Source organism: Pseudonocardia sp. HH130630-07, assembly GCF_001698125.1.
In the GTDB taxonomy this organism is placed as follows: domain Bacteria; phylum Actinomycetota; class Actinomycetes; order Mycobacteriales; family Pseudonocardiaceae; genus Pseudonocardia.
Genome location: NZ_CP013854.1, coordinates 4370446 through 4390442 on the forward strand (window position 1 = coordinate 4370446; position 19997 = coordinate 4390442).

The following is a 19997-nucleotide window of genomic DNA, read 5'->3' on the forward strand; positions in this document are numbered from 1 at the left end:
CTCCTCGTGAAGCGGGGTTGTCGGTGGGGTTGTTCGGAGTCAGACCCCGGAACGGTTCGGTTCCCGCGGGGGAAGGGGCAGGAACCCGCTGGTGCGGCGCACGTAGTCGGCGTAGGCGGGCCGCCGGTCCGCGATGTCGCGCTCCAGCATCGCCGCCCCGGTGCCCCGCACCAGGTTGACGGTCATGGCTGCCACCCCGACCAGGCCGATCAGCCCGGCCGGGTGGTGCAGCGCCAGGATGCCCAGCCCCCACCACACGCAGGCGTCACCGAAGTAGTTCGGGTGCCGGGTGTAGCGCCACAGGCCCGTGTCGAGCACGTGCCCCCGGTTCGCGGGGTCGGCGGTGAACCGGGCGAGCTGGGCGTCCCCGACCGCCTCGAAGCCGAACCCGACCAGCCACACCAGCGTGCCGAGCACGGCCGTGACCAGCCCGATCGTCCCGCCGGTGCCGTACATCGCGAGCTGCACCGGCAGCGACACCAGCCAGAGCACGACGCCCTGGACGAGGTAGGCCCGCGTCCCGATCCGGCCCCGTGCCGCCAGCTCGGTGTAGCGGCGGTCCTGCGGCCGCCCGTGGTTGCGACGGCCGATGTGCCACGCCAGCCGCCCGCCCCAGACCGCTACGAGGACGACGACCAGGATCCGGCGCCAGCCATCGCCCGCCGGGTCGAGCACCGTCGCAACCCCCGCCGAGAGCAGCGCGACCAGGACGAACCCGAGCCCCCAGACGATGTCGAGGCCGTCGTGCCGGTCGCGCCACCGCCCGACGGCGTACGCGACGAGCAGCACGACCGCGACGGCGACCGCGGTGACGCCGAGGTTCACCGCCCACGCCGTCCAGGGGTAACCGGTCATCGCAGCGCGGCCGGTTCCGGGGCGTCACTGCGCAGGGCCGGGTCGACGCCGAGGATGCCGGTCCGGCTGCGGGGCAGGCCGGACGTGCCGTCCGCACCGGGACGCACCGACAGGATCTGGTGCACCCCCATCCGGTTCTCCTCGAACGCGAGCGCGGCCCCGGCCAGGTACAGCAGCCAGATCCGCCACTGCTCCTCGCCGATCATCCGGATCGCCGTCTCCCGGTGCCGCTGCAGGGTCTCCAGCCAGGGCCGGACCGTCCACACGTAGTGCTCGCGCAGCGAGTGGACGTCGACGATCTCGTGCCCGGCGCGCTCCAGGAACCCGAGCGTGTCCCCGAGCGGGCGCATGTACATGTCCGGGGCGACGTAGGACTCCATGAACGCCCCGCCGCCCGGCGCCGTGTTCGCCCCGGAGGCGCCGCGGGACATCTGCTGCAGCAGCAGCCGTCCGTGCGGGCGCAGCAGCCGGTGCAGCTGGGCGGCGTAGACGGGGTAGTTGTCCTGGCCGACGTGCTCGCCCATCTCGATCGAGGAGACGGCGTCGAACGGCTGGTCGTCGATCTCCCGGTAGTCCTGCAGCCGGATCTCCACGCGCTCGGCGAGCCCGGCCTGGCGGACCCGCTCGACGCCGTAGTCGCGTTGCTGGGCGGACAGGGTGACCCCGGTCGCGTGCACCCCGTAGTGCTCGGCGGCGTGCACCAGCAGCGACGCCCAGCCGCAGCCGACGTCGAGCAGCCGCATCCCCGGACCGAGCCCGAGCTTGCGGCAGATCAGGTCCAGCTTGTCGCGCTGGGCGTCGACCTGCCCGTAGTCCGGGCCCTCCTCGCGGGTCCAGTACCCGCAGGAGTACGCCATCTGCGGGTCCAGCAGGAAGGTGTAGAACTCGTTCGACAGGTCGTAGTGGTGGCTGATCGCGGCGCGGTCGCGGCCACGGGTGTGCAGCCGCCCGCCGAGCCGGGCCTCCGACACCGGGGGCCGCGGCGGCGGTCCGAGCGCGCCGAGCCGGGCCGCGGTGCCGAGTGCGCCGAGCTTCGCCCGCCAGTCCAGCCGGACCGCGCCGGAACCGGGCCTGGTGAGCTTCCAGAACCGGGACAGGCCGTCGGCGACGTCGCCGTCGACCGACAGGTCACCGGAGACGAACGCCCGGGCCAGACCGAGCTCGCCGGGCGACCACAGCAGCCGGCGCAGGGCGCGGCGGCGGTGCACGATCACCGTCGGCGGGTTCGGGTCGTCGGGGGTGCCGGGATGTCCGGCCTCGCTGCCGTCCCAGGCGCGCAGCCGGACCGGCAACGGCGCGTCCAGGACGTCGGTGAGCAGGGCCTCGAGCCGCCGGGCGGGGGTGGTGGACATGTCGCTCCCTATCCGAAGGACGGCTTGCGCTGCAGCGAGAACTGGTGGACGTCGAGGTACCCGACCCGGAACCCGGCCTCGCAGTAGCCGAGGTAGAACTCCCACATCCGGCGGAAGGTCTCGTCGAACCCGAGCGCCGCGACGTCGTCCCAGCGGTCGAGGAAGCGCTCCCGCCAGTGACCGAGGGTGCGCGCGTAGTCGGACCCGAGGCTGCGGCGCTCGGCGACGTGCAGGGTGGTGTCCGCGGCGAGGTTCTGCTCGATCGAGGTGACCGAGGGGATGATCCCGCCGGGGAAGACGTACTTGTGGATCCAGGTGTAGTCGTCCTTGGCGACGACCATCCGGTCGTGCGGCATGGTGATGGCCTGCAGGCCGACCCGGCCGCCGGGCTTCAGCAGCCGGTCCAGCGCGGCGAAGTACGTGGGCCAGTAGGCGACCCCGACGGCCTCGACCATCTCGACGCTCACCACGGCGTCGTAGGAGCCCTGGGCCTCGCGGTAGTCGCGCAGCAGGACCTGCACCCGGTCGGCGACCCCGGCCCGTTCCAGCCGGGCCTCGGCCAGCTCCTTCTGCTCCTGGGAGATGGTCAGCGTGGTGACCCGGGCGCCGCGCTGCGCGGCCCGCGTCGCGAGCCCGCCCCAGCCGGTGCCGATCTCCAGGACGTGCGTGCCGTCGGTGACGCCGGCCATGTCCAGGATGCCGTCGATCTTGCGTTCCTGGGCCCGGACCAGGTCGTCCGAGCCGTCGGCGAACCAGCCTGCGGAGTAGGACATGGTGTCGTCGAGGAACAGCGAGAACAGGTCGTTGGACAGGTCGTAGTGCCGGTGGATGTTCTCCCGCGACCCCTCCAGCGAGTTGACCTCCTCACGGGGCTGACGGGCCTCGACGTAGCGCCGCGCCATCCGCTGCAGGGCCGGCGGGATCAGCGTCGACAGCTTCGCCGCGAACGGGGTGAGCAGGCCGGGCAGGTCCGTCGTCGTCCAGTCACCGACCATGTAGGACTCGCCGAAACCGATCTTGGAGTCGGCACCGAGCCGGGCGAAGAACGCGTCCGGGCGCTCGATCCGCATGACCGGCGAGTCCGGCCCGCCGGCGCCGATCCGGTCCCCGCCGGGGAACACCACCCGTACCGGGAGGTTCCGGACGGCGTTGCGGAACAGCGCCTGCGCCACCCGGGCCTTGACCGGTGCGACCGGCGGGGTCGCGAGGCCGGGCCACACGCCCTCGTTCGGCCGGGGTACGGCGTGGCCGCGGGTGCGGGCCGGTCGGGCCCGGCCCGCCGCCGGTGCGTCGTGCTGCATGGTCATCGGGTGACCCCTTCCTCGCGACGGTCCGTCATGGAGTGTTCGGTCAGCTGTGTCGTCTGGTTCTGCGGCGGCCGGGTGGGCCGGGCCACGATCGGCATCCGGCGCAGCCACAGCCCGATGCCGTGCCACCGGATGAGCGCGGAGGTCCGCAGGGTGACCAGCGGGCGGCGCAGCAGCATGGCGAGTACCCGGCCGGGGGTGGCCGGGAGCCGCCGCCCGGCGAGCGTGGCGACGAAGGCGGGCCGCCCGTCCTGGTGCAGGGTGACGGCGATGCCGAGGCGCTCGTCCGGCTCCGGCAGGCGCATCGAGTAGTGCCCCTCGACGGTGAGGAACGGCGAGACGTAGAAGTCCTTGTCCACCAGCGCCCGGCCGCTCTCGTCCGGGTACAGCAGGTAGCAGTGCCGCTCGCCGTAGGTGTTGTGCACCTCCGCGATCACGCAGGCCAGCGAGCCGTCGGGCCGGTGGCACCAGAACACCGAGATCGGGTTGAACACGTGGCCGAGCTCGCGGGCGTGGGCGAGCATCAGCACCCGCCCGCCCGCGAGGTCGACGTGGTGGGCGGCGAGGAACTCCTCGACGTTGTCCCGGATGCTGCGGTCCGGGTCGCCCAGGTGGTCGCGGGCGCAGAACCGGGCGAACGGCCGCAGTGGCCACGGCAGCCGGGGCAGGTCGTCGAGGTCGACCAGCCACAGGTGGATGGGGTGCGCGAAGGCGGTGTCCAGGTCGCGCCGGCGGGCGTGCCGGACCTCGGCCTCGTAGATCGCCGCCGCTACCACGACACGCCCAGCGCGCGGGCCGCCCGGACCCCGGACGCGCAGCCGTCCTCGTGGAAGCCCCAGCCGTGGTAGGCACCCGCGTAAGCGGTGACCGGGGAGTTCAGCTCCGGCAGCCGGCGCTGTGCGGCGACCGACTCCGGGGTGTAGATCGGGTGCTCGTAGGTCATCCGGGCGACGACCGCGTCCGGGTCGACCCGGCCGGCGCCGTTCAGGGTGACCACCCAGTCGTCCGGGTCGGTGAGCCGCATCAGGCGGTTCATGTCGTAGCTGACCAGCACCGGCGCCTCGGCGCTGTCGGCGCAGGCGGGCTTGAGGTAGTTCCAGGACGCGCGGGCCCCGGTCGCGCGCGGCAGCAGCGAGGCGTCGTGGTGCAGCCAGGTCTCGTTGCGCGCGTAGGAGAACGCGCCCAGCACCGAGCGCTCGTCGTCGGTCGGGTCGGCCAGCAGCCGCAACGCCTGGTCCGGGTGGGTGGCGACGACGATCCGGTCGTACGCGGTGACGTCGTCGGCCTCGTCGCGCACCTCGGCACCGGCCGGGGTCCGCAGCACCGACCGGACCGGGGTCCCGGTCCGCACCACGGGCAGCTGCTTGACGATCCGGTCCACGTAGGACCGGGAGCCGCCGGTCACGGTGCGCCACTGCGGCGAGCCGCCGATGGACAGCATCCCGTGGTGGTCGAGGAAGGTGAACAGGTAGCGGGCCGGGTAGCTGGTGGAGATGGCGGCGCCGGCGGACCAGACGCAGGAGACGACCGGGATCATGAAGTGCTCGACGAAGTACCGGGAGTAGCCACCGATCGCGAGGAACGCGCCGAGGGTGACGTCGCCGGCCTCGGGGGAGTCGAGCACCCGGCGCGCGTGCCGGTGGAACCGGACGACCTCGGCCAGCATGGCGAGGTAGCGCGGCCGGGCCAGGTTCGACGCCCGCGGGAACAGCCCGCCGATCTTGCGTGCCCCCGCGTACTCCAGCCCGCAGCCGTCGCACCGGACCGACATCGACATGTCGGAGTCCTGGGTGGACACACCCAGCTCGCCGAACAGCCGGAGCAGGTTCGGGTAGGTGCGGTCGTTGTGCACGATGAAGCCGGTGTCGACCCGGCTCGTCCCGCCGTCGGACGTCGCCAGCTCGTGGGTGTGGGCATGGCCGCCGGGGCGGTCGTCGGCCTCGTAGAGGGTGACGTCGTGGGTCTTCGACAGCAGGTACGCGGCCGTCAGCCCGGACACCCCGCTCCCCACCACCGCGACGGTCGGTCGGCCTGTCATGCGCTCTCCTCCGATGGTGCGCCGTGGGCCCGCCGGCCGCTCAGCGCGACCCGCAGCCCGGCCGGCGCGGGTTCCGCCATGGCGTTCGTGATGACCGGGTCGAGGGGTTCGACCCCGAGCTCGCCGAGGACGAACCGGCGCACCAGCGCGGTCCAGTCGCCGGCCCGGCGGAGCATGGCGTGGCCGTCACCGAGCACGTCGAACCGCGCGACCCGGCCGGTGATCTCGCGGGCCCGCCGGGCGTAGGCGTAGGACGCGGCGGGATCGGTCATCCGCTCCCGGTCGCCGTGCGCGATGAGGACGGCCCGCCCGGCGAGCTGGTCGACCGGGTCGGACCCGTCGAGCCAGGGGGCCAGCGCACAGACGGCGACGACGCCCGGCGCCCCGGCCGCCCGCAGCACGGCACGCCCGCCCATCGAGTGCCCCACCAGCGCGACCGGGCGGCCGGGATGGCGGCGGGTCAGCTCGTCGATCGCCCACCGCGCGTCGTGGAAGGCGTCGGCGTCCGCGCCGTTCCAGCCCTTGACCCGGTAGCGCAGCATCTGGACCGAGAGACCGGCACCGGCCTCGGTCCGGGCGCGCCGCCCGGCCCGTTCGACGGCCCGTGCGAACGGCAGCATGCGGCCGTAGGCCAGGCCACGCCGGGACGCGGACGCCCGGGAGTTCGCCTGCCCGCCGTGGGCGACGAGCACGACGCCGGCCGGTTCGGGCCGGGCCACGCCGACGGTCTCCAGCCAGGGGCTCTGGTCGGGCACGGGACACCTCGCAGGGGACGGGGTGCAGGTCGCACCCGGGACGCTCTCGGCGCATGGTTCGTCCGTGCGGCCCGCACCGGCTGTACCGATGGGACCGACATCACACCTGCGACGGGGACCGGGTCACGGTCCGTCACCGATCGTATTTCGCGTCGCACGGAGTTCGCTCGATGAACGAGTGATCGGTCCGTCCCGGTGCGAGCGGCGTCACAGCGTCCCACCGGCCGGGACGACTCGGGAGTGGTTTCCCCCGGTCCGGGGCGTCGTCCGCGCGGCCCGCCGGACGAGGGCCGCCGTGGCGCCGACCCTTCCGGGTGACGGGGCGGTGCCTCCTGGCCCGCCCGCGTCCCGGCGTGTCGTCAACGAAGGGATCGTCGTGAGGAAGCTCGTCATCGGTGCCGTTCTCGGGTTCGGAATGGTGCTGCTCAGCGCCGCACCCGCGTCGGCGGAGGGCTACGTGTACACCGGCAAGTGGTATCCGACGGCCGCGGCCTGCGAGAAGGCGTGGTCCGACGCCCACGGTGGCGGTCCCAGCCTCGGCCACCAGTGCCGGCACACCGGTGCCGGCGTCTACGAGCTGTGGGCCTACCAGCTCTGACCGGTACGCCGGCGTGACCCCGCCCGCCCGGCGGCGGTCACGCCGGGCGCGGCCGCGCGCGTCCCCCGGTACCGGGTCGATCCACCCGCCCGCGACGGGCGAAGATGGGTGTGGACGGCACGGACCGCGGAGGGAGCGGACGATGGGTATGCCACCGGAGCTGACGGTGGGCGGGCGGATCGCGGCGACGCTGCGCCGCCGTCGTCGCGGGTCGGGGTTCTGGTTCGGCCTCGCGATCGCGGTGATCTGGCCGATCGTGCTGTGGGGGACCAGGCTCGGCTGGCGGGGCGGTGAGCACCTGCCACGCACCGGCGGGGCGCTGCTCGTCGGCAACCACGTGTCGTTCTCCGACCCGATCTTCGACATCGCGTTCGGCACCACGCACGGCCGGATCCCGCGGTTCATGGCGAAGTCCGAGCTGTGGGACGTGCCGGTGGTGAAGTGGGTCCTCGGCCAGGGCGGGCACGTCCCGGTGTACCGGGCGTCCAAGCGGGTGGGGGAGTCGTTCTCCGGTGCGATCGACGCGCTGGAGTGCGGGGAGATCGTCGCCGTGTACCCGGAGGGCACCTACACCGCGGACCCCGAGGGCTGGCCGATGAAGCCGAAGAACGGCGTCGCCCGGATCGCGCTCCGCAGCGGGGCACCGGTGATCCCGGTCGCGAACTGGGGCACCCAGGACTTCCTGCCCGCCGAGGGCAAGCCGAAGCTGTTCCCGCGCAAGCGGATCGGCATCGCGATGGGCCCGCCGGTCGACCTGTCGGAGTTCGCCGGGAAGCCGCTGACCCGGACCACCCTGGACGCGGCGACGAAGAAGATCATGGACGAGGTGACGACCCTGCTCGAGGGGCTGCGGGACGAGACCCGTCCGGCCGTGCCGTTCGACCCGGATCTCGGGGCGCGTCCGGAGGCGCCGGGGGAGCCGGTGGGCGGGCGCGAGGCGGGCTGAGCGTCCCCACTCGCGCCGAGACGTACGTGAGCGGGGCGCCGTCGACCACCGGGGGCCGCTCTCGGCGCGATCTGGTTCCTCACGACGTGCCCGGACGGCCCGACCGGGCAGGAAAGTGCAGCTGTCCCCGGGCCACCACGCACCGGACTGCCCGGAGCGCGTCAAGATCGCACAGGGGGTCACCGGCGACGACGACCATGTCCGCCGAGTACCCGGGTTCGAGGCGGCCGGTTCGTCCGCCGAGGCCCAGTGCCTCCGCGGCGAGTGTCGTCGCCGACGACAGGGCCGCGGCGGTCGACCATCCGGCTGCGACGTAAAGGGCCAGCGCCTCCACCAGGTCGTCGTACCGTCCGGCGCCGACACCGGCATCCGTGCCGGCGATCAGGCGCACACCTCGCTGCCGCATCCACGCGAGTCGCTCCAGCAGGCCGTCCAGTCCGGCGTCCGGCGGCCAGTTCCGCCAGTCGCGGGACCGGGTCGGGCACACGGCGATCTGCTGCTCCGCGATGCGGTCGGCGATCTCGGCGCGGACGTCGTAGCAGCGTGGATCCGCGGTGGGCCCGGTCAGCCAGCCGCCGTGTTCGATGGTGTCCACCCCGGCACCGGCACACAGGTCCATCGTGTCCGTGCCGTGGGCGTGCGCGGCGACGGGCAGGCCCCGCTCGTGGGCGGCGGCGACCGCGGCGCGCACCTACCCGGCGGTGAACTGGCTCTCCCACACGGGGGCGGCGCTGGGGGTGAGCCGGCCGCCACCGGCCATCACCTTGACCAGATCGGCGCCCCGGTCGGCCTGTCGGTCGATCAGTTCCCGGATCTGCGTGGCGTCCCGGACCTCACCGCCCAGGAACCAGCAGTGCCCCTGCGGCGAGGTGAGGGGTGCGAAGGCGCTGAGCACGCGTGGGCCGACGGCCTCGCCCGCCGCGATCTCGTCGCGGACCCGTCCCACGATGCCGTCCCGGTCGCCGAGGTCCCGCGCTGTCGTGATGCCGGAGTCGAGCAGTTCCCGTGCATGTGCCGCGACGATGTGTCGAACTGCCGCCGGGTCGCCGCCACGCAGCGTCGCGACCGGGTCCGGTGTCGCGTCGAAGGCCAGGTGGACGTGTGCGTTGATGAGTCCGGCCAGCATGGTGGCGTCCGGGAACGCTGTCCGCCGCACGTCGGGATAGCGGCGGTACAGCAGTGGCTCGGGGCCGACGTCGCGGATGGTGCCGTCCTCGCCGACGTAGACCGCTGCGTTGTCGAGAACGGGTCGATCCGGCGCGACGATCACCCTCCCGGCCGCTACGACGACGGGACGTACGGCGTCCTGCATGGCATCGCACCCTAGGGGCCCACGCACCGGACCGGGGCGCTTCCGGGCTACGCGCCGTACCCGCCGTCGATCCGCAGCACAGCACCGGTTACGTAGGACGCCTGCGGGCTGGCGAGGAAGGCGACGCCCGCCGCGATCTCCTCCGGCCGGCCGTAGCGGCCCATCGCCGTCGTCGGGAGGAAGGCGGGTGCGGCGGCGCTGTCGGCCGGGTTCATGTCGGTGTCGACGAAGCCGGACTGGACGACGTTGGCCGTGATGCCCCGGTGGGCCAGGTCGCGGGCCACGCCCCGGAGGTAGCCCTCCAGCGCGGACTTGGTGCCGGCGTAGTCGGCCATCCCGGGGAATCCCACCCGGGTCCCGACGCCCGAGCTGATGCCGATGATCCGGCCGCCCTCGGGCAGCAGCGGGTGCGCGGCCCGGGTCGCGGCCACCACGCTGGTGTAGTTGACGGCGATCTGGCGATCGAAGTCCGCGTCGTCGGGACGGTCGCCGTCGATCGGGCCGGCGACGGTGACGCCCGCGTTGTGCACGAGGACGTCGAGCCGGCCGAGGTGCCGGGCCACGTCGTGGACCAGGCCGGCCGCCTGGACCGGGTCCGCCTGGTCCGCCCGGAAGGCCGCCGCGCGTACCCCGCGCGCCTCGCACCCGGCGACCACGGCCGCGGCCCGGTCCGCCGAGTGTGCGTAGCTGATCGCGACGTCGGCCCCCTCCTCGGCCAGTGCCAGCGCCGACGCCGCCCCGATCCCGCGGGACCCGCCGGTCACGATCGCCACCCTGCCGTCCAGCTTGCCCATGTGTCCTGCTCCTCGCCTCGTCTGTTCTGGACCGTTCGGTCCACCATAGGCAGAGCTGGACCGAATGGTCAAGAACTCGTACCGTGTGCCCATGCCACGGCCGCGTTCGTTCGACGAGAAGCAGGTGCTGGGCGCCGTCCGCGAGCAGTTCTGGGACGCCGGGTACACCGCGACGTCCCTGGACGACCTGATGCGGGTCAGCGGCCTGGGCAAGGGCAGCCTGTACGCGGCGTTCGGCGGCAAGCACCAGCTGTTCCTGCGGGCGCTGCACAGCTACACCGAGGACATGCACGCCGTGCTCCGCGCGGCGCTGACCGACGCGCCGCGGGCCGTGGACGCACTGCGCGCGCTCCTCGCGGCGCCGCTGGACGACCCGGACGATCCCGGCGCGCGTCGTGGCTGCCTGCTCGCCCGCAGTGCCTCCGAGCTGGGCAACGTCGACCCGGAGGTCCTCGACCACGCCCACCGCACCTACGAGACGACGACGGTGCTGATCGGCGACTGTGTCACCCGGGCCCAGCGCGAGGGCGACGTGCCGGCGGGCACCGACCCGGTCGCACTGGCCCGCGCGCTGCTGGCCGCGCAGCAGGGGCTCCTGTTCATGAGCCGGACCGGGCTGGACTCGGCCACGCTCACGGCCACGGCGCACTCGCTCGCCGACCAGCTCGTGCCGCGCCGCTCCCACGACTGACCCGGCCGGCGCTCCTGCCGGAGGGCGCGCTCAGCCCCGCCGTCGCGTTCCGCGGAACGCGAACGCCCGCAGCATGCGGGACCCGGTCCGGGGTGGCGGCTCGATCCGGGCGGCGGCCACGCACCCCCGGCACAGCCGGGGCAGCGGCGTGATCAGCGCGGCCGGGTGGAACGTCGCGCCGCACAGGGCGATCGGCCGCCCGTACGCGACGGCGGGCATCTGAGCGTCGACGACGTAGTGCGACACGTCCCCCACCGCCGCGCCCACGACCACCAGTCCGGCCAGGTGCGGGGGCCGGTGCCGTTCCCGGTTCATCGCGCTGCCTCCCGTGCGTCCACGGGGCGACCGAAGCAGCTGGAGACAGGGTCGTGCAAGACTGCGGATCGTGTCGTCGTCGCAGGTCACGCCGATGGTGGAGTCGTCTTTCGGGGCGGGGCCGGCGGGTCTTTCGGATCGGCGACGCGGTGTCCTACGGATCGGGTGAAGGAGTCGGACCGGTGGAGTTCCGGATGATGGGGTCGACGGTGCCCCGGCGGCAGCTGGGGCGCAGTCTGCGGGAGGCGCGGATCGAGGCCCGGTTCACCGTGCGGGCGGCGGCGAAGGTCCTGGAGTGGTCGGAGCCGAAACTGTGGCGGATCGAGACCGGGCAGGTGTCGATGCGCAGCCTCGACGTGAGGCGATGTGCCGGACCTACGGCGTCGCCCCGGATCTCACCGACGCGCTGATGGGCCTGGCGAAGGAGACCAAGGCGAAGGGCTGGTGGCACATCTACGGCGACGTCATCCCGGACTGGTTCGACGTGTTCGTCGGGCTGGAGGGTTCAGCCCGTGAGCTGCGGATGTACGAGTCGGAGATGGTGCCGGGGCTGTTCCAGACCGGTGCCTACGCGCGGTTCCTCATCGGCACGCACGCCGACGCCCCGGGACCGGACGAGATCGAGCGCCGCGTGCTGCTGCGGATGCAGCGGCAGTCGATCGTGACCCGGGCCGTCGACCCGGCGCAGCTCGACGTGGTGGTCGGGGAGGCGGTGCTGCGCCGCCCGGTCGGCGGCGGGGCGACGATGGCCGCCCAGTGCCGGCACCTGGCCGCGCTGTCCGAGCTGCCGAACGTGCGGCTGCGGGTGGCGCCGTTCGACCGGGGCTGGCACGCGGGCTGTGAGTCGGGGCCGTTCACCATCCTGCGGTTCCCGGTGGCCGGGGACGGCCGGGAGATCGAGCCGCCGATCGTCTACGTGCAGGGCGTGACCGGTGCGCTCTACCTGGACCGTCCCGCCGAGGTGCAGCATTTTGCCTCGTTGTACGAGTCGGTGATGACTACGATCGACGACGGGGACGGACACCGGAGCAGGGCGCTGCTCCGCGACGCGGCGAAGAAGCACGACCGATGAACAGCAGCGAACTCGCGGGCGCCCGGTGGCACACCAGCAGCTACAGCGGATCCGAGGGACAGTGCGTCGAGGTCGCCGTCCTCGACGACGGCCGGGTCGCCGTCCGGGACACCAAGGACGCCGGGTGTGGTCCGGCGCTGGTGTTCGGTGGTGCGCAGTGGTCGGCGTTCGCCGCGGGTGTCACCCGCGGCGAGTTCGGCCGCTGACGCTCAGACGTCCAGCCCCAGCAGGGCGTTCTCGATGACCTCGGGCAGCGCCGGGTGGATCCAGTACTGCCGGGTGGCGATCTCGGTGACGGTCTGCCCGAACACCATCGCCTGGATGAGCTGCTGCACCAGCGTCGACGCCTGCGGGCCGAGCAGGTGCGCGCCGAGCAGCCGCCCGGTGCCCCGCTCGGCGACGATCTTGCAGACCCCGGTGCGGTCCTCCATCGCCCAGCCGTAGGCGACGTCGCCGTAGTTCTGGACCTTGACCGTGACGTCCAGCCCGGCGTCACGCGCCTGCGACTCGGTCATGCCCACCGAGGCGATCTGCGGCTCGGTGAACACCGCGGCCGGGACGAACTCGTGGTTCGCCGCACGCAGGTCGCCGGGGTGGGCCAGGTTGTGGCCGACGATCTTCGCCTCGTGGTTCGCGACGTGCTTGAGCTGGTGCGGCGACGACACGTCACCGAGCGCCCACACGCCCTCGGCGGACACGCTGCGCTGGTACTCGTCGACGGCGAGGCGGCCGTCGGCGTGCACGGTGATCCCGGCCCGGTCCAGGTCCATCCGGTCGCCGTTCGGGATCCGGCCGGTCGCGACGAGCAGTGTGTCGGCGACGATCTCCGAGCCGTCGTCCAGGGTCAGCGTCACCTCGCCCGGACCGCCGGTGCCGTCGCCGGTGGCCGCGGTGACCTGGCGGCCGAGCCGGCAGTCCCAGCGCGACGTGGCGACCTCGGTGAACCGCTCGGACAGGGTGTCGTCGAGGTGGCGGAGCAATCGCGGCCCGCGGCAGACCACGGTGACCTCGGCGCCGAGCGCGGAGAACACGTGCGCGAACTCCGAGGCGATGTAGCCGCCGCCCAGGATGACCAGCCGGCGGGGCACCTCCTCGATCCGCATCACGGTGTCGGAGGTCTCGAACGGCACGCCGGACGCGGCGACCAGCGGCGGGATGCTCGGCCGGGACCCGGCGGCCACGACCACCCGGTCGGCGGTGATCGTGTCGGTGCCCGAGCCGTCGGTCCGGGCGACCGCCAGCTCCCGCTCGCCGGTGAAGCTCGCGTGCCCGAAGTAGACGGTGACGTTCGGGCTGCGGTCGGTCCGGTACTCCTGCCCGCCCGCCGAGATCGGGTCGATCCGGCCGAACACCCGGTCGCGGATGTCGGTCCAGCGGACCTTGTCGATGCTCGCGTCGACGCCGTAGGTGTGCGCGTGCCGGACGGTCTCGGCCACGTCGGCCGCGTAGACGTACATCTTGGTCGGGATGCAGCCGACGTTCAGGCAGGTGCCGCCGAACACACCGTGCTCGACGAGCGCGACGTCCAGATCGGCGAACCGCTCGTCGAGGAAGGTGCTCCCGGAACCGGTGCCGACGACGACCAGGTCATGGTGAGCCACATCGCGAGGCTAACCCTCGCCCGCATCTGGTAACCACGAGGGACGACCGTGCACACCCCCGGCGCGACGGTGCGCCGCAGCTGGGCCCCCGATCTCGATCTCGACACGTTCTACGCGCTGCTGGCGCTGCGGACCGCGGTGTTCGTCGTCGAGCAGGAGTGCCCGTACCAGGAACTGGACGGCCGCGACCTGGAGCGCCGGACCCGGCACTACTGGCTGGCCCGCGACACCGGCGAGTCGGTCGAGATCGTCGCGACGCTGCGGCTGCTCGTCGAGCCCGGCGGCGGGTACCGGATCGGACGGGTGTGCACCCGCGGCGACTCCCGCGGCCACGGCTACGGCCACCAGCTGATGGACGCCGCGCTGGCCGAGGTCGGCTCGTCGGTCTGCGTGCTCGACGCCCAGGAGCAGCAGGAGGCGTTCTACCGGCGGCACGGCTTCGTCACGACCGGCGAGCGTTTCCTGGAGGACGGCATCGGGCACCTGCCGATGACCCGCAACGGCTGATCGCGATTTGTCTGCTGAGCGCCGTGCTCATATGTTGAGCAGGTGGACACCACCCTGCTCAAGGGCTTGCGCGTGCTGGAGACGCTCGCGCTGAGCCCGGCGCCGCGCGGTGCCAGCGAGCTCGCCCGCGAGATGCAGCTGACCCGCAGCAACGTGCACCGGACCCTGCAGACCCTGGCCGCGGCCGGATACGTCCGCCCGGCGGCGTCGGGCACCGGTTACGAGTGCACGCTGAAGCTGTTCGAGCTCTCCAGCGCCGTGCTCGAACGGGTCGACGTCCGCCGCGGCGCCCGGGCACACATCCAGCAGCTCGCCGACCTCACCGCGGAGACCGTGCACCTCGCCGTCCTCGACGGGGCCGAGGCCATCTACCTGGACAAGGTGGAGAGCCCGCAGCCGGTCCGGGCGTACTCCGCGATCGGCGGCCGTGCCCCCGCGCACTGCGTCGCCTCGGGCAAGGCGCTGCTGTCCGCGCTGGGACCCGCGGAGCTGGACCGGTTCCTCACCGGGGGCCTGCCGGCCTACACGGAGCGGACGATCACCGACCCGGACCGGCTGCGGCACGAGCTGCAGGCGGCCCGGGAGACCGGGTGCGCGGTCAACCGGGGGGAGTGGCGGATCTCGGTGGCCGGGGTCGCCGCCGTCGTCTACGACATCGACGGCCGGCCCGAGGCCGCGGTGGGGATCTCCGGGCCGGTCGAGCGGGTGCTGCCGGAGGAGGCCCGCTACCGCGACGCCGTGCTGGGGGCCGCCCGGGCGATCTCGCGCGAGCTCGGCTGCCGGTCCTATCCCGGCCCGGCGGCGGTCGCTCCCGCCGTGGACTGACCGCGGCCACCCATTGCCGGTGACTATGACGTCATCGGGAGGTGGCGCTTCCCCCGTGCGGACGGCGAACGCAGTATCGAGCCAGCCGACGAGAGGGGCGGGCGACGATGCCGCGTCAGCAGGAATCCGCACACTACCGAGGTTTCCGGACCGCGGGAATCCGGCTCCGTGAAGACATTGAGGTGTTCTCAGTAGCGTGGTGATCATGTTGTGCGGTCGTATTCGGTGTGGAGTAACACGAGCGCGGCTGCGGTGATCGCGCCGGTGCGCCAGGGACAGAGGGTGACTCGCTGTAGCGTTGCGAAGGTGGTCTTGAGCAGGGCGTTTGCTCGTTCGGCGAGTGCTCGGGTGGCTGAGTGCAGGCTGTTGACGGTGCGCTGATCGACTGTTCGGCCGCCGGCGGGGATGGGTTTGATCGGCACGGTGAGTCGGTGGGCCTCACCTTCGTAGCCGAGATCGCCCAGCGCGGCGTGGTCATCATCGATCCAGTGATCGAGGTCTTCGAGCAGACCGGGGTGGGCTCGGGCACAGGTCACGTCGTGTTCGCGCCCGGGTCTTCCCGGGGATGTCCATAGCGGCCATCCATCCGGGGCGGACACGACCTGGACGTTCCCGCCGTGGCGGTGGTGTTTACCCGACCACCACAGGTCGACCCCCGCGGTGGGGCCGAGCGCGCGGCAGCGGTCGGTGGCGATCAGGGTGCCGTCCAGGTGAACGTGGGTGTGTCCGGCGAGGCGGGCGGCGAGCAGGGCACCGTGCAGCCCGGGTGCGGCGCTGGCGAGGACGTCGATGCCTTCGTGCAGGTAGCGATAGGTGGTCGCGGTACTGATCGCGTTGTCGCGGGCCAGGTGCCGGACCCGGGTGGCGTCGCAGAACCAGCGGATCACCAGCACTGCCTGGGCGAACGGGGTCAACGCCCGCCGCCGGGGGCGGGTACCGCGGCGACAGCGTTGAGCGGCCAGAAGCCGAGCCAGGTAGGCCACGGTGTGCTCCCCGATCGGGAGGACAGCGGTGTAGGTGACAGGATCGGACATGCGGGGCCTCGGAGAGTTCGTTGATCTTGGTCGACCAACTGCTCTACCGGGGCCCTGCCCCATGTCCTAGACATCTCCACTCCCTCGGCGTGTCGCAGCGGAACGACCACCACTACTGAGAACACCTCATTCTGCCCGAGCTCGAATCGCACCGTACCGAGAAACTCGGGGACACGCTCCCGGCCATCCACCAGTTCGACAAGGCCCATCTGGTCATGCTGGCCGAGCGCGATCTCGTCGGCCGGGCCGAGGTCGCGGCGATGCTGCACGCGCTGCGCGAGATGGAGGCCGAGGGCGTCGCCGAGGCCCGGTTCCGGGTCCAGGGCGGCATGCACTCCGGCGAGCAGTACCTGATCCGGGCGCTCGGCGAGGACGTCGGCGGGCGGATCCACCTCGGCCGCAGCTCCGGTGACCTCGGCGCGGTCAGCCGGCGCATCGCCACCCGTGACCACCTGCTCGACCTGGTCGACGCGATCAACGGGTTCCGGGCCGTCCTGGTGGAGCTGGCCCCGCGCTACGCCGAGGTCGTCATGCCCGGCTACACCCACACCCAGAACGCGCAGCCGACGACGTTCGGGCACTGGATGACGATGTGGTGCTGCGTGCTGGAACGCGACGTCGACCGGCTGCTGGCCTGCTACGGCCGGGTCAACGTCAGCCCGGCGGGAGCGGGGATCCTGGCCGGCAGCGAGTTCGACCTCGACCGGGAGCGGACGTCGTACCTCATGGGGTTCGACGGCCCGGCGCCGCACACGATGGACGCGATCCTCAGCCACGACGCCGAGTGCCTCGAGGCGATGTCGGTCCTGACGATCCACACCGCCAACATGGCCCGGCTCGCCGACGACCTGCAGCTCTGGTTCAGCTCCGAGTTCGGCTTCGTCGATCTCCCGGACCGGTTCTGCGGGACCAGCAGCATCATGATGCAGAAGCGGAACCCGTACTTCTGCGAGGCCGCGAAGGCGGTGAGCGAGGCGGCCGCCGGCGGGATGACGACCGCGCTGATGGTCGAGAAGGGCTCCACCGGCCTGCCGGTCGCCGGGCGCCGGCTGATCGAGGCCGCCCAGTGGTCCGGGTTCTCCGGTGCCCGGCGCCGGCTGGAGGAGGCGGTCTCGGTGTTCCGCGAGCTCACCGTGGACGCCGACCGGATGCTCGAGGTCGTGGCGCGGTTCTGGGCCCAGGGCGCCGACGTCGCGGGCGCGCTGGTCCGGGAGCGGGGCCTGCCGTGGCGCAGCGCGCACCAGATCATCGGGATCGTGGTGCGCTACACCGAGGAGCGCGGCATCCCGCCGATGGAGACCACCGTCGAGCTGATCGACGAGGCGGCCGTCGAGTACTTCGGACGCCCGGTGGGCCTGCCCGCCGGAGCACTGCGGACGGCGCTGGACCCGGTGCAGAACGTGCGGGCGCGGACGCTGTTCGGCGGCCCGGCGCCCTCGGCGATGCAGCGCGAGCTGGCCGGCTTCGCGACGACGCTCGACGCCGACACCCGGCGCTGCGCCGAGGCCAGGGAACGGGTCCGGGCGGGTGCCGAGGAGCTGGAGCGGGCCATCGACCGGATCCTGGCCGAGCACCCCGCCGAGCCGGTCGCCGCGTCGTGAACCCGATCATCGACATCGCGGCCGTCGACAAGTTCTACGACGACTTCCAGGTGCTCAAGGGCGTCTCGCTCCAGGTCGGTGCGGGGGAGGTCGTGGTCGTGCTCGGCCCGTCCGGGTCGGGCAAGAGCAGCCTCATCCGGTGCGTGAACGGGCTGGAGCCGATCGCGGCCGGCCGGATCGTCGTCGACGACGTCGTCGTGCACGACCGCGGGACCGACCTGAACCGGCTCCGCACCGAGATCGGGTTCGTGTTCCAGCAGTTCAACCTCTACCCGCACATGACGATCGAGAAGAACGTGATGCTCGCGCCGATGCGGGTGCGCGGGCTGGGCCGCGAGGAGGCCCGTGCGCAGGCGGCCGAGCTGCTCGACCGGGTCGGGATCGCCGAGCAGGCAGGCAAGCACCCGGCGCAGCTCTCCGGCGGGCAGCAGCAGCGGGCGGCGATCGCCAGGGCGCTCGCGATGCGGCCCCGGGTGATGCTGTTCGACGAGCCGACCAGCGCGCTCGACGCGGAGATGATCCGCGAGGTGCTCGACGTCATGACCGACCTGGCGAGCACCGGGATGACGATGATGGTGGTCACCCACGAACTCGCGTTCGCCCGCAAGGTCGCCGATCACGTCGTGTTCATGGACGCCGGGACGATCGTGGAGAAATCCCCGCCGGAGAAGTTCTTCGACGATCCCGACGACGACCGCAGCAAACGATTCCTGGCGCAGATCCTCTGATCACCGGCGCTCCTTTTCTTCCCTCGTCCGAGAGGATTCCTTCCATGCGCTCGCCGTTGCGCGCAGTAGCGATCCTGGTCGCGTTGGTGCTCGGGTCCGCGGCCCTGTCCGGTTGTGCCCTGTCGGGCACCGGCCAGGGCCGGGGGCCCGACGGGCTGCAACGCATCACCGATGCCGGGGTGCTGGTGGCCGGCACCAAGTACGACGCCGTCGTCTGGGGCTCGATCCCCGAGGGCGGGTCCGAGCCGGAGGGCTTCGACATCGACGTCGCCCGCGACCTGGCCCGCCGCCTCGGTGTCCGGCTGGAGACCCAGCCGGTGACCAGCTCGAACCGGATCGCGAACCTGGAGACCGGCAAGGTCGACATCCTCGCCGCCTCGATGGTGCAGACCCGGGAACGGGACAAGGCCATCGACTTCACGACGACCTACTTCCAGGAGACGATGAAGCTCCTGGTCATGGGGGACTCGCCGTACCGGGATCTGGACGACCTGGCCGGCCGCAAGATCGTCGTCGCCCAGGGGTCGATCCAGGAGACCCTGGTCCCGAAGGTCTGCCCGACCTGCTCGGTGCTCAGCGTCGCCAAGTGGACCGACACCATGCAGGCGGTGCTGTCCGGGCAGGCCGACGCGATCTTCGCGACCGAGGGGACGATCAACGGGAGCAAGGCCGCGCTGGACCGCAGCGGCACCGCGACCCGGGTGATCGGCCCGGACGGCCTGCTGCCGCTGCCGTACGCGATCGGGATCCGGCAGGGCGACAGCGCGCTGCGGGACGCCCTGAACCGGGAACTGATGGCGATGCAGGACGACGGCACCTACGGCCGGCTCGTCGAGAAGTGGTGGGGCGACCACGACTTCGCCATCGAGACCTGGCCGGTGAAGTAGCCGTGGGCGACGGAGGGGTCGACTGGAGCGTCGTACTCGGTCCGGAGGGGCGGTCGCTGCTGCTCTCCGGCCTCGGGGTCACGGTGACGCTGGCGGTGCTGGGGATCGTGCTGTCCTCGGTGGTCGGGACGGTGATCGCGCTGGCCAGGGTGAGCACCGCGCCCCGGCTGGCGCCGCTGCGCTGGCTGGCGGCCGCGGTGACCGAGGCGTGCCGCAACGTGCCGTTCCTCATCCACATCAGCCTCTGGAACTTCGGGGTCTTCGGCATCGGGTGGGTGCTCGCGGTCACGGGCCCGGTCCGCGACCTGCTCGGCACCCAGTTCCTCGCCGGGCTGTGCGCGCTCGTGTCCTACCGGTCGGCCTACATGGCCGAGATCGTCCGCAGCGGCTGGCAGTCGGTGTCGCGCGGCCAGATGGAGGCCGCCCGCTCCTCGGGCCTGTCCTACGCGGCGGCGACCCGGTTCGTGATCCTGCCGCAGGTGCTGCGGATCATCCTGCCGCCGCTGGGCAACCAGTACGTGACCGTCACCAAGAACACCGCGCTGGTGCTGGTGATCGGCGTGCCGGACCTCGTCTACCAGGCGTACCAGATCCAGTCGGCGACCTTCCAGTTCTTCGCGGTGTTCGGGGTGACGATGCTGATCTTCTCCGCGCTGTGCCTGACCCTGGGCGCACTGATGAACCAGCTCGCCAGGACGCTGGACCGGCGCTGGGGCGGCGCGCCCGTGCGGGCGCGCCGGCGGCCGCTCACCGAGACGACAGCGGGAGCGTGAGCGGCC

The 19997-nt window shown here is 72.6% G+C and carries 22 protein-coding genes and 1 pseudogene; 12 read left to right on the forward strand and 11 right to left on the reverse strand.

Translation table 11 applies throughout. The features are described 5' to 3' along the window. Window positions 1-39 precede the first annotated feature (39 nt). From AFB00_RS20725 to AFB00_RS20750, 6 genes are read right to left on the reverse strand one after another with little or no spacing between them, the layout of a single operon-like run. Entirely contained in the window at window positions 40-855 is an 816-nt protein-coding gene (locus AFB00_RS20725) for a DUF1295 domain-containing protein (protein WP_068798575.1), read from the reverse strand. Next, entirely contained in the window at window positions 852-2207 is a 1356-nt protein-coding gene (locus AFB00_RS20730) for an SAM-dependent methyltransferase (RefSeq protein ID WP_068798576.1), read from the reverse strand. The genes AFB00_RS20725 and AFB00_RS20730 overlap by 4 nt, the downstream gene beginning before the upstream one ends. An 8-nt stretch (window positions 2208-2215) precedes the next feature. Continuing rightward, window positions 2216-3514, reverse strand: coding sequence for an SAM-dependent methyltransferase (locus AFB00_RS20735; RefSeq protein ID WP_083275704.1), 1299 nt, complete (start codon window positions 3512-3514; stop codon window positions 2216-2218). Beyond that, window positions 3511-4290, reverse strand: coding sequence for a DUF1365 domain-containing protein (locus AFB00_RS20740; protein ID WP_068798578.1), 780 nt, complete (start codon window positions 4288-4290; stop codon window positions 3511-3513). The genes AFB00_RS20735 and AFB00_RS20740 overlap by 4 nt, the downstream gene beginning before the upstream one ends. Beyond that, window positions 4284-5552: an NAD(P)/FAD-dependent oxidoreductase gene (locus AFB00_RS20745; RefSeq protein WP_068798579.1), complete on the reverse strand. Its 1269-nt coding sequence runs from the start codon at window positions 5550-5552 to the stop codon at window positions 4284-4286. Before AFB00_RS20745 ends, AFB00_RS20740 begins: the two co-directional genes overlap by 7 nt. Beyond that, the gene (locus tag AFB00_RS20750) at window positions 5549-6307 is read right to left on the reverse strand and encodes a serine aminopeptidase domain-containing protein (RefSeq protein ID WP_068798580.1); all 759 of its coding nucleotides are present in this window, start codon (window positions 6305-6307) and stop codon (window positions 5549-5551) included. Before AFB00_RS20750 ends, AFB00_RS20745 begins: the two co-directional genes overlap by 4 nt. Window positions 6308-6683: 376 nt before the next feature. On the opposite strand from AFB00_RS20750, the gene AFB00_RS20755 reads away from it, so the two are divergent. Both AFB00_RS20755 and AFB00_RS20760 read left to right on the forward strand, forming a co-directional pair. Next, on the forward strand, window positions 6684-6905 hold the full coding sequence (locus AFB00_RS20755; protein ID WP_068798581.1) for a hypothetical protein: 222 nt from the start codon (window positions 6684-6686) through the stop codon (window positions 6903-6905). A 142-nt stretch (window positions 6906-7047) separates the two neighbouring features. Beyond that, a complete protein-coding gene (locus AFB00_RS20760) occupies window positions 7048-7851 on the forward strand; it encodes a lysophospholipid acyltransferase family protein (protein WP_231974008.1) in 804 nt (267 codons plus the stop codon). Between the two features lie 79 nt (window positions 7852-7930). Here the strand turns inward: AFB00_RS20760 and AFB00_RS35040 are convergent. Together AFB00_RS35040 and AFB00_RS20770 are read right to left on the reverse strand one after the other, a co-directional pair. Further along, a pseudogene (locus AFB00_RS35040) lies at window positions 7931-9163 on the reverse strand (amidohydrolase family protein). Window positions 9164-9210: 47 nt separating this feature from the next. Continuing rightward, entirely contained in the window at window positions 9211-9957 is a 747-nt protein-coding gene (locus AFB00_RS20770) for an SDR family NAD(P)-dependent oxidoreductase (RefSeq protein WP_068798583.1), read from the reverse strand. A gap of 91 nt (window positions 9958-10048) precedes the next feature. Between AFB00_RS20770 and AFB00_RS20775 the strand changes: the two genes are divergently transcribed. Then, window positions 10049-10648, forward strand: coding sequence for a TetR/AcrR family transcriptional regulator (locus tag AFB00_RS20775; protein WP_068800512.1), 600 nt, complete (start codon window positions 10049-10051; stop codon window positions 10646-10648). 30 nt (window positions 10649-10678) lie between these two features. On the opposite strand, the gene AFB00_RS20780 is transcribed toward AFB00_RS20775, so the two are convergent. After that, a complete protein-coding gene (locus tag AFB00_RS20780; protein ID WP_068798584.1) occupies window positions 10679-10963 on the reverse strand; it encodes a hypothetical protein in 285 nt (94 codons plus the stop codon). Between the two features lie 182 nt (window positions 10964-11145). Between AFB00_RS20780 and AFB00_RS34195 the strand changes: the two genes are divergently transcribed. Genes AFB00_RS34195 through AFB00_RS20790 form a run of 3 tightly spaced genes read left to right on the forward strand, consistent with a single transcriptional unit; the run spans window position 11146 to window position 12241 of the window. Then, window positions 11146-11373, forward strand: a complete 228-nt coding sequence (locus AFB00_RS34195; RefSeq protein WP_197519608.1) for a helix-turn-helix domain-containing protein — start codon at window positions 11146-11148, stop codon at window positions 11371-11373. Continuing rightward, the gene (locus AFB00_RS20785; protein WP_197519609.1) at window positions 11328-12035 is read left to right on the forward strand and encodes a DUF5753 domain-containing protein; all 708 of its coding nucleotides are present in this window, start codon (window positions 11328-11330) and stop codon (window positions 12033-12035) included. The genes AFB00_RS34195 and AFB00_RS20785 overlap by 46 nt, the downstream gene beginning before the upstream one ends. Then, the gene (locus AFB00_RS20790; RefSeq protein WP_068798585.1) at window positions 12032-12241 is read left to right on the forward strand and encodes a DUF397 domain-containing protein; all 210 of its coding nucleotides are present in this window, start codon (window positions 12032-12034) and stop codon (window positions 12239-12241) included. Before AFB00_RS20785 ends, AFB00_RS20790 begins: the two co-directional genes overlap by 4 nt. A gap of 3 nt (window positions 12242-12244) precedes the next feature. Here AFB00_RS20790 and AFB00_RS20795 read toward each other — a convergent pair whose 3' ends face one another. Then, entirely contained in the window at window positions 12245-13636 is a 1392-nt protein-coding gene (locus AFB00_RS20795; RefSeq protein ID WP_068798586.1) for a mycothione reductase, read from the reverse strand. 48 nt (window positions 13637-13684) lie between these two features. Between AFB00_RS20795 and AFB00_RS20800 the strand changes: the two genes are divergently transcribed. Together AFB00_RS20800 and AFB00_RS20805 are read left to right on the forward strand one after the other, a co-directional pair. Beyond that, window positions 13685-14143 (forward strand): GNAT family N-acetyltransferase, encoded by a 459-nt coding sequence (locus AFB00_RS20800; RefSeq protein WP_231974009.1) that lies wholly within the window; start codon window positions 13685-13687, stop codon window positions 14141-14143. A 42-nt stretch (window positions 14144-14185) separates the two neighbouring features. Beyond that, complete coding sequence (locus AFB00_RS20805; RefSeq protein ID WP_068798587.1) at window positions 14186-14968, forward strand: IclR family transcriptional regulator; 783 nt, start codon at window positions 14186-14188, stop codon at window positions 14966-14968. Window positions 14969-15171: 203 nt separating this feature from the next. On the opposite strand, the gene AFB00_RS20810 is transcribed toward AFB00_RS20805, so the two are convergent. Continuing rightward, complete coding sequence (locus AFB00_RS20810) at window positions 15172-16002, reverse strand: HARBI1 family protein (RefSeq protein ID WP_068796054.1); 831 nt, start codon at window positions 16000-16002, stop codon at window positions 15172-15174. A gap of 215 nt (window positions 16003-16217) precedes the next feature. On the opposite strand from AFB00_RS20810, the gene argH reads away from it, so the two are divergent. Genes argH through AFB00_RS20830 form a run of 4 tightly spaced genes read left to right on the forward strand, consistent with a single transcriptional unit; the run spans window position 16218 to window position 19991 of the window. Next, window positions 16218-17603, forward strand: coding sequence for an argininosuccinate lyase (gene argH / locus AFB00_RS20815; protein WP_068798588.1), 1386 nt, complete (start codon window positions 16218-16220; stop codon window positions 17601-17603). A 5-nt stretch (window positions 17604-17608) separates the two neighbouring features. After that, window positions 17609-18331: an amino acid ABC transporter ATP-binding protein gene (locus AFB00_RS20820; protein WP_083276101.1), complete on the forward strand. Its 723-nt coding sequence runs from the start codon at window positions 17609-17611 to the stop codon at window positions 18329-18331. 44 nt (window positions 18332-18375) lie between these two features. Then, on the forward strand, window positions 18376-19218 hold the full coding sequence (locus AFB00_RS20825) for a transporter substrate-binding domain-containing protein (protein WP_083275707.1): 843 nt from the start codon (window positions 18376-18378) through the stop codon (window positions 19216-19218). Between the two features lie 2 nt (window positions 19219-19220). After that, entirely contained in the window at window positions 19221-19991 is a 771-nt protein-coding gene (locus AFB00_RS20830; protein WP_068798591.1) for an amino acid ABC transporter permease, read from the forward strand. Window positions 19992-19997: the final 6 nt, after the last annotated feature.

Bases quoted from the DNA above. Each gene is read 5' to 3' on its own strand.
- AFB00_RS20770 (WP_068798583.1), bottom strand. From the start codon at position 9,957: ATGGGCAAGCTGGACGGCAGGGTGGCGATCGTGACCGGCGGGTCCCGC.
- AFB00_RS20735 (WP_083275704.1), bottom strand. From the start codon at position 3,514: ATGACCATGCAGCACGACGCACCGGCGGCGGGCCGGGCCCGACCGGCC.
- argH (WP_068798588.1), top strand. From the start codon at position 16,218: ATGCTGGCCGAGCGCGATCTCGTCGGCCGGGCCGAGGTCGCGGCGATG.
- AFB00_RS20775 (WP_068800512.1), top strand. From the start codon at position 10,049: ATGCCACGGCCGCGTTCGTTCGACGAGAAGCAGGTGCTGGGCGCCGTC.
- AFB00_RS20780 (WP_068798584.1), bottom strand. From the start codon at position 10,963: ATGAACCGGGAACGGCACCGGCCCCCGCACCTGGCCGGACTGGTGGTC.
- AFB00_RS20730 (WP_068798576.1), bottom strand. From the start codon at position 2,207: ATGTCCACCACCCCCGCCCGGCGGCTCGAGGCCCTGCTCACCGACGTC.
- AFB00_RS20825 (WP_083275707.1), top strand. From the start codon at position 18,376: ATGCGCTCGCCGTTGCGCGCAGTAGCGATCCTGGTCGCGTTGGTGCTC.
- AFB00_RS20810 (WP_068796054.1), bottom strand. From the start codon at position 16,002: ATGTCCGATCCTGTCACCTACACCGCTGTCCTCCCGATCGGGGAGCAC.
- AFB00_RS20760 (WP_231974008.1), top strand. From the start codon at position 7,048: ATGGGTATGCCACCGGAGCTGACGGTGGGCGGGCGGATCGCGGCGACG.
- AFB00_RS20725 (WP_068798575.1), bottom strand. From the start codon at position 855: ATGACCGGTTACCCCTGGACGGCGTGGGCGGTGAACCTCGGCGTCACC.
- AFB00_RS20785 (WP_197519609.1), top strand. From the start codon at position 11,328: ATGTGCCGGACCTACGGCGTCGCCCCGGATCTCACCGACGCGCTGATG.
- AFB00_RS20790 (WP_068798585.1), top strand. From the start codon at position 12,032: ATGAACAGCAGCGAACTCGCGGGCGCCCGGTGGCACACCAGCAGCTAC.
- AFB00_RS20745 (WP_068798579.1), bottom strand. From the start codon at position 5,552: ATGACAGGCCGACCGACCGTCGCGGTGGTGGGGAGCGGGGTGTCCGGG.